Source organism: Amycolatopsis sp. NPDC051716 (assembly GCF_040681595.1).
Lineage (GTDB): Bacteria > Actinomycetota > Actinomycetes > Mycobacteriales > Pseudonocardiaceae > Amycolatopsis.
This window is the reverse complement of record NZ_JBFAZA010000034.1, coordinates 116303-125367: the sequence shown is the minus strand read 5'-3', so window position 1 is coordinate 125367 and position 9065 is coordinate 116303. Positions and strand designations below refer to the sequence as shown.

At 73.0% G+C, this 9065-nt stretch carries 9 protein-coding genes and 1 pseudogene; 4 read left to right on the top strand and 6 right to left on the bottom strand.

Going from position 1 to position 9065, the window contains the following annotated elements; genetic code table 11:
* The 3 genes and pseudogenes from AB0M30_RS36260 to AB0M30_RS36250 form a co-directional block, all read left to right on the top strand.
* Positions 1-531, top strand: a pseudogene (locus tag AB0M30_RS36260) (Crp/Fnr family transcriptional regulator); the annotation flags it as partial.
* Between the two features lie 168 nt (positions 532-699).
* Complete coding sequence (locus AB0M30_RS36255) at positions 700-2229, top strand: cellulose binding domain-containing protein (RefSeq protein WP_364593578.1); 1530 nt, start codon at positions 700-702, stop codon at positions 2227-2229.
* A 102-nt stretch (positions 2230-2331) separates the two neighbouring features.
* A complete protein-coding gene (locus AB0M30_RS36250; protein WP_364593575.1) occupies positions 2332-2685 on the top strand; it encodes a VOC family protein in 354 nt (117 codons plus the stop codon).
* Here AB0M30_RS36250 and AB0M30_RS36245 read toward each other — a convergent pair.
* From AB0M30_RS36245 to AB0M30_RS36220, 6 genes are read right to left on the bottom strand one after another with little or no spacing between them, the layout of a single operon-like run.
* Positions 2682-3683 carry a proline racemase family protein gene (locus tag AB0M30_RS36245; RefSeq protein WP_364593572.1) on the bottom strand — a complete coding sequence of 334 codons (1002 nt, stop codon included), beginning with the start codon at positions 3681-3683 and terminating at the stop codon, positions 2682-2684. The two genes, AB0M30_RS36250 and AB0M30_RS36245, sit on opposite strands and share 4 nt — an antisense overlap.
* Positions 3684-4595, bottom strand: coding sequence for a dihydrodipicolinate synthase family protein (locus AB0M30_RS36240; RefSeq protein WP_364593569.1), 912 nt, complete (start codon positions 4593-4595; stop codon positions 3684-3686).
* Positions 4592-5875 carry an NAD(P)/FAD-dependent oxidoreductase gene (locus tag AB0M30_RS36235; RefSeq protein ID WP_364593566.1) on the bottom strand — a complete coding sequence of 428 codons (1284 nt, stop codon included), beginning with the start codon at positions 5873-5875 and terminating at the stop codon, positions 4592-4594. Before AB0M30_RS36235 ends, AB0M30_RS36240 begins: the two co-directional genes overlap by 4 nt.
* Positions 5872-6138: a (2Fe-2S)-binding protein gene (locus AB0M30_RS36230; RefSeq protein ID WP_364593563.1), complete on the bottom strand. Its 267-nt coding sequence runs from the start codon at positions 6136-6138 to the stop codon at positions 5872-5874. Before AB0M30_RS36230 ends, AB0M30_RS36235 begins: the two co-directional genes overlap by 4 nt.
* The gene (locus tag AB0M30_RS36225) at positions 6135-7301 is read right to left on the bottom strand and encodes an FAD-dependent oxidoreductase (RefSeq protein WP_364593560.1); all 1167 of its coding nucleotides are present in this window, start codon (positions 7299-7301) and stop codon (positions 6135-6137) included. Before AB0M30_RS36225 ends, AB0M30_RS36230 begins: the two co-directional genes overlap by 4 nt.
* 52 nt (positions 7302-7353) lie before the next feature.
* Positions 7354-7968: an XRE family transcriptional regulator gene (locus AB0M30_RS36220; RefSeq protein WP_364593557.1), complete on the bottom strand. Its 615-nt coding sequence runs from the start codon at positions 7966-7968 to the stop codon at positions 7354-7356.
* A gap of 74 nt (positions 7969-8042) precedes the next feature.
* Here AB0M30_RS36220 and AB0M30_RS36215 point away from each other — a divergent pair, with 74 nt between their 5' ends.
* Positions 8043-9032 (top strand): methyltransferase, encoded by a 990-nt coding sequence (locus AB0M30_RS36215; protein ID WP_364593554.1) that lies wholly within the window; start codon positions 8043-8045, stop codon positions 9030-9032.
* Positions 9033-9065 lie beyond the last annotated feature (33 nt).

The following is a 9065-nucleotide window of genomic DNA, read 5'->3' as shown; positions in this document are numbered from 1 at the left end:
TTGCGGGAACGCCAAGAACACGAACTGATCAACAACACCGACTTCGGGCTGCTGCACAACACCGACCTCAAACAACGCATCCCCACCCGCACCGGGCCACCCACCCCCCTCGACCTCGACGACCTGCTCTGCCGCCGCCGCAAAACCCGCTTCTTCCTCGCCCACCCCCACGCCATCGCCGCGTTCGGGCGGGAATGCACCAGCCGCCGCATCTACCCCGACACCATCCTGCTCGACGGCAAACCCGTCACCGCCTGGCGCGGCGTCCCGATCCTGCCCAGCGACAAAATCCCGATCAGCGCTACGGGCACGACGTCGATCCTGGCCATGCGCACCGGCGAAGACGACGCCGGCGTCATCGGCCTCCGCCCGAAAGCACTGCCGGACGAGTACCAGCCTGGGCTCAACGTCCGACAGATGAACACCAGCGACCACGCCATCACCTCCTACCTCGTCAGCGCCTACCACTCCGCCGCCGTCCTCGTCCCCGACGCCCTCGGCGCCCTCGACGACGTGCAAATCGGTCGCTGAATCACGGAAAATACGAAACTTTCGAAATTGCCGCCGTTTCGAAAGTTTCGCACCACGTCCCCTTCTTGACGACGGAAATGGAACGGTCCTACCGTTTTCATGTTCGTTACATCGGAAGGGAGCATCCCCGTGTCCGGTTCGCGGCTCCGCCCTGCCCTCGTTCTGCTGGTGACTACTCTGCTCGCCATCACGGGAATGGTCACGGTGGCCTCGGGCGCCGCCGCGGCGGTCGAAGACGACGGCGCCGATTGCCCCGTCTCGCTGCCCGCCTCGTTCCCGGCGACGGCCAAACTTCCCGATCCCTTCACCAAGCTCGACGGCAGCCGCGTCACGGCGAAGTCCGACTGGCGGTGCCGCCGCGAAGAGATCAAGAAACTGGCGGAACGGACGATCTACGGCCAGAAACCGGCGAAGCCGGCGAGCGTCACCGGAAGCGTCTCGGCCACGAACATCACCGTGAACGTCAGCGAAAACGGCCGCAGCGCCAGTTTTTCCGCGGGCGTCCAGCTGCCGAGCGGAACCGGACCGTTCCCGGCGGTCTTCGTGGTCGGCGGATTCGGCGCCGACACCGCGACGATCCGGGCATCCGGTGCCGCCGTCATCAGTTACGACCCCTTGGCCGTCGGCAAGGAGGGAACGCCGCGGAACAACAAACAAGGGGCGTTCTACAGCATTTACGGTGCCACCAGCAGCACCGGGCTGCTGGCCGCCTGGGCGTGGGGCGTGAGCCGGATCATCGACGTCCTCGAGCAGTCCGGCGGGCAGGTCCTCAAGGCGGACGCGCTGGGTGTCACGGGCTGTTCGCGGTACGGCAAGAGTGCCTTCGCGATCGGCGTGCTGGACCAGCGCATCGCGCTGACCATGCCGATCGAGTCGGGCACCGCCGGCGTCCCGATCCTGCGCGGGATCCCGGGCGAAAGCGGGTCGCAGGGACTGAGCAACGCCTACGGGGAGCAGCCGTGGTTCGGCGACGCGTTCGGCGCGTACACCGGCAATCCGGCCGGGCTGCCGGTGGACACGCACGAGCTCGTCGGCATGGTCGCGCCGCGCGGGCTGTTCATCATGGAGAACCCGCACATCGACTGGCTCGGGGCGCGCTCCGGCAGCGTCGCGGCGCTGGCCGGCGCGGAGGTGTACCAGGCGCTCGGCGCGGGCGGCAACATCAGCTACTGGTCGGACGTGCAGGACGGCACCCACTGCGCGGCCCGGCCCGAATGGCGGACGCCGTTGCAGCAAAACATCCAGAAGTTCCTGCTGAAGACCGGCAGCGCGGCCGGGACGTTCCGGATCTCGGCCAAGAAGGCCGGCACCCTGGCGCAGTGGCGGGACTGGCCGACGCCGGTCCTCGCCGACGGCCCGGGAACCACCACGACTCCGACCACGCCCACGACGTCCGCTCCCCCGCCGGGCGCGTGCACCGCGGCCGTGTCGGTGAACCAGTGGCCGGGCGGCTTCGTCACGACGATCCGGGTCACGGCCGGTTCGGCGCCGCTCACCGGCTGGGCGGTCACGGCGGCTCTCCCCGCGGGCGCGGCGATCACGTCGGTGTGGAACGCGGGCAGCAGCGGCACCACCGGCACGGTCCGGTTCACGAACACCGGCAACAACGGCACGCTTTCCCCGGGCCAGTCGACGGAATTCGGTTACCAGGGCGCGGGAACCGGCACCGGCACGACGGCGGCCTGCGCCACCGGCTGACCGTGGCGCCCGCGTAGTCCCGCGTCGGCCCGCCGTCTGGAGTGGACGGCACCACCCGCGTGTCACCGCTCCCGGCGGCGCCCGGGCTGGCAGGATCACGGCATGGAACGTGTGCTCGGAATCGGCGGGTACTTCATCCGCGCGGCAGACCCCGCCGCCCTCGGCGCCTGGTACCGCGACTGCCTCGGCCTCGACACCGACGAAAACGGCGTCTGGCAGCAGGAGCCCGGCCCGACCGTCTTCGCGCCGTTCGAAGCCGGGACGGACTACTTCGGGTCCGAGACCCAGCAGACCATGCTCAACTTCCGGGTCCGCGACCTCGACGCCATGCTCGAACAGCTCCGCGCCCGCGGCGCCGACGTGGCCGACGAGGTCCAGGACATGGCCGGGGTCGGGCGGTTCGGCTGGGTCACCGACCCCGAAGGCCACCGGATCGAACTCTGGCAGCCCGCCTAAAGCACGAACCCCGCCGGGAACGGGTCGTCCGGGTCGAGCAGGTAGGTCGCGGTGCCGGTGATCCAGGCCCGGCCGGAGAACTCCGGGACCACCGCCGGCACGCCACCCACCGTCGTCTCGGCCACCAGCTCGCCCGTGAACGTCGTGCCGATGAACGAAGCGTTCTCGAACGGCGTGTGCAGCGGCAGTTCGCCGCGCGCGTGCAGCTGGGCCATCCGGGCGGACGTGCCGGTGCCGCACGGCGACCGGTCGAACCAGCCCGGGTGGATCGCCATCGCGTTCCGCGACGCCCGCGCGTCCGAGCCCGGGGCGAGGAACTGGACGTGCTTGCACCCGCCGATGAGCGGGTCCTCCGGGTGCTTCGGCGGTCGCTGCTCGTTGATCGCGTCCATGATCGCCAGCCCGGCCGCGAGAATGCGGTCCTTCTCGGCCCGGTCGAACGGGATGCCCACCGAGGACAGGTCCAGGATGGCGTAGAAGTTGCCGCCGTAGGCCAGGTCGTAGCGGACCTGACCCAGGCCGGGCACGGACACCTCGGCGTCGCGCTCGGCGAGGAACGAAGCGACGCTGCGCAGCTTGACCCGGGAAGCGCGCCCGTCGCGGACGGTGACCTCGGCGTGCACCAGCCCGGCCGGGGTGTCCAGGCGGACCACCGTCGTCGGCTCGGTCACCTCGACCATGCCCGTCTCCACCAGCACCGTCGCCACGCCGATCGTGCCGTGGCCGCACATCGGCAGGCAGCCGGACACCTCGATGTACACCACGCCCCAGTCCGCGTCTTCGCGGCAGGGCGGCTGCAGGATCGCGCCGCTCATCGCGGAGTGGCCGCGCGGCTCGTGCATCAGGAACTGCCGGAGGTGGTCCAGGTGCGCCATGAAGTACCGCCGCCGCTCGGCCATCGTGGCGCCGGGGATCGGCGCCACCCCGCCGGTCACCACCCGGGTCGGCATGCCCTCGGTGTGCGAGTCGACCGCCGTGATCGCGCGTGAAGACCGCATCTACGCCACCCCCAGCGCCGCGAGCGCGCGGCCCATGTCGGCGCGGACCTGCTCGCGGTGGACGTCCGACAACGGTCCCCGTGGCGGACGGCACGGCCCGCCACGACGGCCCACCATGTCCATCCCGAGCTTGATGGCCTGGACGAATTCGGTGCGCGAGTCCCAGCGGAACGCGGCCACGAGCGGCTCGTAGAGCGCCCTGGCCTCCTCGAGCTTGCCCGCCGTCGCCAGCTCGAACAAGCGCGCCGATTCGGCCGGGAACACGTTGGGGAACCCGGCGAACCAGCCGGACGCACCCATCAGCAGGCTTTCCAGGACGACGTCGTCGGCGCCGCCGATCACGGCCAGCCCCGGCGCCCGCTCGCGGATCTCCAGCACCCGGCGGACGTCACCGGAGAACTCCTTGACGGCCACGACGTTGTCGATCTGCGCGATCTCGGCCAGCAGGTCCGGCGTCAGGTCGACCTTGGTGTCGAACGGGTTGTTGTAGACCATCACCGGCAGCCCCACCGACGCGACGGCCTCGAAGTGGGCGAGCACCTCGCCGCGGTTGGCGCGGTAGAGCGTCGGCGGCAGGCAGAGCACGCCGTGCGCGCCGTCCTCGGCCGCCGCCTCCGCCCAGTACCGCGCCTGGTGCGCGCCGGGGCCGTGCACGCCGACGACGACGATCCCGTCCGTCCCGACGGCTTCGATCGCGGTGCGGGCGACGCGGCGGCGTTCGTCGTCGGTGAGCGAGGAGTACTCGCCGAGGGAACCGTTCGGGCCGACGCCGCGGCAGCCGTTTTCGACGAGCCACCGGCAGTGTTCGGCGTAGGCGTCGTAGTCGACGGCCAGCCCGGCCGGCGCCGTGTCGTCGGCCCGGTACGGCAGCGCGGCGGCGACGACCACGCCCCCGAGGTCGCGCGTGTTCATGGAAACTCCTTCGGATCGGCGAGCTCGCCCAGGCGGATCGGCTGGGCGATCGGACGGTGGTGCCGCTCGGTGCCCCCGCACAGGTCGGCGACGGCCGGGCCGCACATCCGGCCCTGGCACGGGCCGAGCCCGGCGCGGGTGCCGAGCTTCAGCGCGTGCGGGCCCGGCGTGGCCGGGTCCGCGACCGCGCTGCGCAGATCGCCGTAGGTGGTTTCTTCGCAGCGGCAGACGACGGTGTCTTCGCGTAGCCACCCGGGCCAGGCCGCGCCGATCGGGTGGGCGGCGGCCAGGCGGCACGCGAAAGCGCGAGCGCGGTCACGCTGCTTGAGCAGCGCGCGGGCCGGCGTTCTCCCGGCGGCGGCCCACCCGGCGACCGCGCCTTCCGCCGCGGCGGCGGCCGAACCGCCGATGCCGGTGAGCTCTCCGGCGGCGAACACGCCGGCGACGCTGGTGCGCTGGTCGTCGCCGACCCGGACGACCCCGCCGTCGAGGGCGCAGCCGGCCGCGACGGCCAGTTCGGGTTGCGGCACGAACCCGTGCCCGACGCAGAGGGCGTCGACCTCGTGGGTGCGTTCGGTGCCGGGCACGATCGACCAGTCCGCGCGGACCCGGGCGGTGACGGCTTCGCGGACCCGGTCGTCGCCGCGGGCTTCGATCACCGCCCGGCCGGTGCGGTACGGGACGCGGTGCCGGGCCAGCGTGCCTGCGTACCGAACCAGTTCGGTCATTTTGCCGAGGTGCGTGGCCGCGCGCCACGACCATCCTTCGAGGACAGTACGAGCCGGGTTCGCCTCCAGGACGGCGGCTATTCCGGCGCCGACGTCCAGCAGGGACTCGGCGACCGGCAGCAGGAACGGCCCGGTCCCGGCGACGAGCACCCGCCGCCCGACGGCGACCCGCTCCCCCTTGGCCAGCGCCTGCGCGGCGCCCGCGGTGAAGACGCCGGGCAGCTGCCAGCCGGGGAACGGCAGGACGCGGTCGTGCGCGCCGGTGGCCAGGACCAGCGCGTCGGGTTGGAGGGTGTGGCGTCGCCGGTTCGTCCCGTCGGCCGGGCCGCGCAGGACGTGGACCCGCTTGCCTTCCAGGGCCCAGACCGTGCTTTCCGGCCACCACGTGCACCGGCTCAGGAGGGCTTCGAACCGGTGTGCGGCTCCCCGGTGGTACTGCCCGCCCGGGGCGTCCGCCTGGTCCAGGACGGTGACGTCGGCCCCGGCGGCGAGCGCGTGCCCGGCCGCCGCGAGCCCGGCCGGCCCGGCGCCGACGATGACGACGTGCGTCACGCGCCCTCCTCCCGCGACTGGGTCCGGACCTCGTCGCCGTCGGCGGCGCGGCGGCGGCAGGCGCGGACGTCGGCGACGCCGTTGACGGTGAGCAGGCAGTCGAAGCAGGCCCCGATCCCGCAGAAGACCCCTCTCCGCGCGCCGGACCGCGTGGTGCGCCACGACAGCCGCCCGGCGGCGAGCAGGACGCCGGCGACGGTCTGCCCGGCGGCCCCCGTCACGGTCTCGCCGTCGACGGTGATCGCGATCGGCCGCCCGCTCACGCCAGCACCGCCGGGCGGTCCACAGTGAACTCGTCCACCGGCATCGACGGGGTCGCGCCGGTCAGCAGTTCGCGCAGCAACCGGGCCGTCCCGACGCTCAAGCCGATCCCCGCCCCTTCGTGTCCGGTGGCGTGCCACAGGTTGCCGAGCCGCGGGTCCTCGCCGAGCACGGGCAGGTGGTCGTCGACGTACGGCCGGAAACCGCCGTACGCGCGCATCACCGCGGCGTCGGCCAGTGCCGGGAACAGCCGGACCGCCTTGGCCGCGATCGCGCCCAGCACGTGCGGCCGGATCGTGTCGTCGAAGCCGACCCGGCGGCGGGACGAGCCGATCAGCACCGTGCCGCCCCGCGTCGACTCGACCACCGCCGACGTCTGCAGTTCGCCGCTGCCCGTGCCGACCGCGCCGACGTAGTCCGCGTCGTAGACCTTGTGCCGCACCACGCCCGGCATCGGCGTGGTCACCAGGATCTCGCCGCGCCGGGGCCGGACCGCGATCGGCGCCTCCAGCCGGGCCGAGCAGGCGCCCGCCCACGGGCCGGCCGCGTTCACCACGACGTCGGCCTCGACGACTTCGCCTGCCACCCGCACCCCGGTGATCCGGCCGCCTTCCGTCCGGGCGCCGGTGACCTCGGCTTCGGTCCGCAGCCGGGTGCCGTGGCGCAGCGCCGAACCCAGCAGGGCGAGTGCGGCGGCGGCCGGCTGCACCTGGGCGTCCTCCGGGTAGCAGACGGCGGCGGTCAGCTCCCGGGTGAGCGCGGGCTCGGCCGCCGCGACGTCCGCCGCGTCGAGCCGCTCGGTGCGGACCCCGGCCGCGGCCTGGGCCTCGGCGAACGCGAGGAGCGCACCGGCACCGGCCTCGGTGGTGGCCACGACGATGCCGCCCTTCGGGTCGAACTCCGTCGCGGCCGCCGCGCGCGGGTCGTCGTCGGCGATTTCGGCCAGCACCCGCGGCCACAACCGGGCCGACAGCCGCGCGAGCGCGAGTTCGGCGCCCGGGCCCTTGTCGGAGACCAGCAGATTGCCTTCGCCGTGCGAAGTGGTGCCGCCCGCGGGCCGGCCGCGGTCGAGGACCAGGACGTCGAACCCGGCCAGGGCGAGCTCGCGAGCACACGCCGCGCCGATGATGCCGGCGCCGATCACCACCACCCGCGTTCGGTTCATCGACCCTCCAGCGTTCGGTATAGCGAACGATAGTTGGCGATCGAGACGGGTGTCAATCCGGCAGGACGGGGTGCGCCCGGCCGTCGAGCCGTTCGTCCGCGCGGTACTGGAGCAGCAGCACCGACTGCACGGGACCGTCCGGCGCGGTGTAGCTGTGCGGCTCGCGGGCGTCGAACGCGACGTAGTCGCCGGGCCCGAGGTCCACGGTCCGGCCGGCGACCTCGACCCGGAGCCGTCCGGTCTGCACGACGGTGTGCTCGACGCCGACGTGCCCCTGCGAGCACTGCGGCGCGTCTCCGCGGACGACCTGGTCGTAGACCTCGAAAACGCTGTTGTCGCCCTCGATCCGGCGCAGCGGCCGCAGGTCGACGCCCTCGCCGCGGAGCACCTCGACCTCGGCGGCCCGCACGACGGTCAGCCCGCCGCGCGGTCGGTGGTCGAGCAGGTCGGAGATCGCCACTTCCAGCACGCGGGAGAGGCTGAAGACGGTCTCGATGGTCGGGTTGCCGGTTCCGCCCTCGAGCTGGGACAGCGTGGCCTTGCCGATGCCGGACCGCCGGGACAGCTCGGACAGCGACAGGCCGCGCGCCGCCCGCGCCGCGCGGAGGTTGATCGCCAGCATGTCGCGGATCGACGGACCGCCGTCGTCGTTCGGTAAAGCGTCCATCAGCGGGCGCCCTTCGTTCGGTTTGCCGATCGGGCCAGGCGTCATGATGCCACGCCGCCGCTAATCTCGACCGGGTGCAGCAATCGATCCTCGCGATGGCCGAGCTGGCCACGCCCATGGCGATCCGGGTAGCGGCGACCCTCGGCCTCGCGGACCACGCGGACGGGACGGCGGCCGAGCTGGCTTCGGCCACGGGCACGTCTCCCCCGGCGCTGGCCTGCTTGCTGGACCATCTCGTCACGGCCGGGGTCTTCGCCTTCGACGCGGAGTCCGGCCGCTACCGGCCCACGGAACTGGGTGCGCAGTTGCGTTCGGACGACGCCCGGTGGCTGCTCGACATCCGCTCCGCGGGCGGGCGCGCGGAGCTCGCCTTCGCGGACCTGCTGGAGACGATGACCACCGGCACGCCGGCCTACGAACACCGGTACGGCCGCGACTTCTGGACGGACATCGACGCCGAACCGCGGCTGCGGCGCTCGTTCGACGCCCAGATGAACTGGCGGTTCCAGGTGCAGGCGCCGCAGATCGCCGCGCGTTTCGGCTGGGGACGGTTCCCGCGGATCGTCGACGTCGGCGGCGGGGACGGCCTCGTGCTCGCGGAGATCCTGCGCGCCCACCCGGCGGTGCGCGGGGAGGTGGTGGACCTGCCGCCCTCGGCGACCGCGGCGGCGGACCGGTTCGCGGCGGACGGGCTCGCCGACCGGGCGCAGGCGGTGCCCGGCAGCTTCTTCGACCCGCTGCCGCCGGGAGCGGACGCGTACGTGCTGTCGGACATCCTCCACGACTGGGACGACGACCACGCCCGCACCATCCTGACCGCCTGCCGCCGCGCGGCCGGCGAGGACGGCACGGTGGTGGTGATCGAGCCGCTCCGCGACGGCACGTCCACGGCGATCAACCTGTTCATGCTGATGTGCTTCGGCGGCCGCGAGCGGACGGTGGCCGAGCTGACGGAGCTGGCCGAGGGCTGCGGCCTGGTCCTGCGCGAGGCGACGGAGGTGGCCACGGGCCGGACGGCCCTCGAGTTCGGCGCGGCCCCGGAACCCCCGCACGCCCGGTCGTGAGTGGTAAGGCGGGTTAGAACCCGCCTTACCACT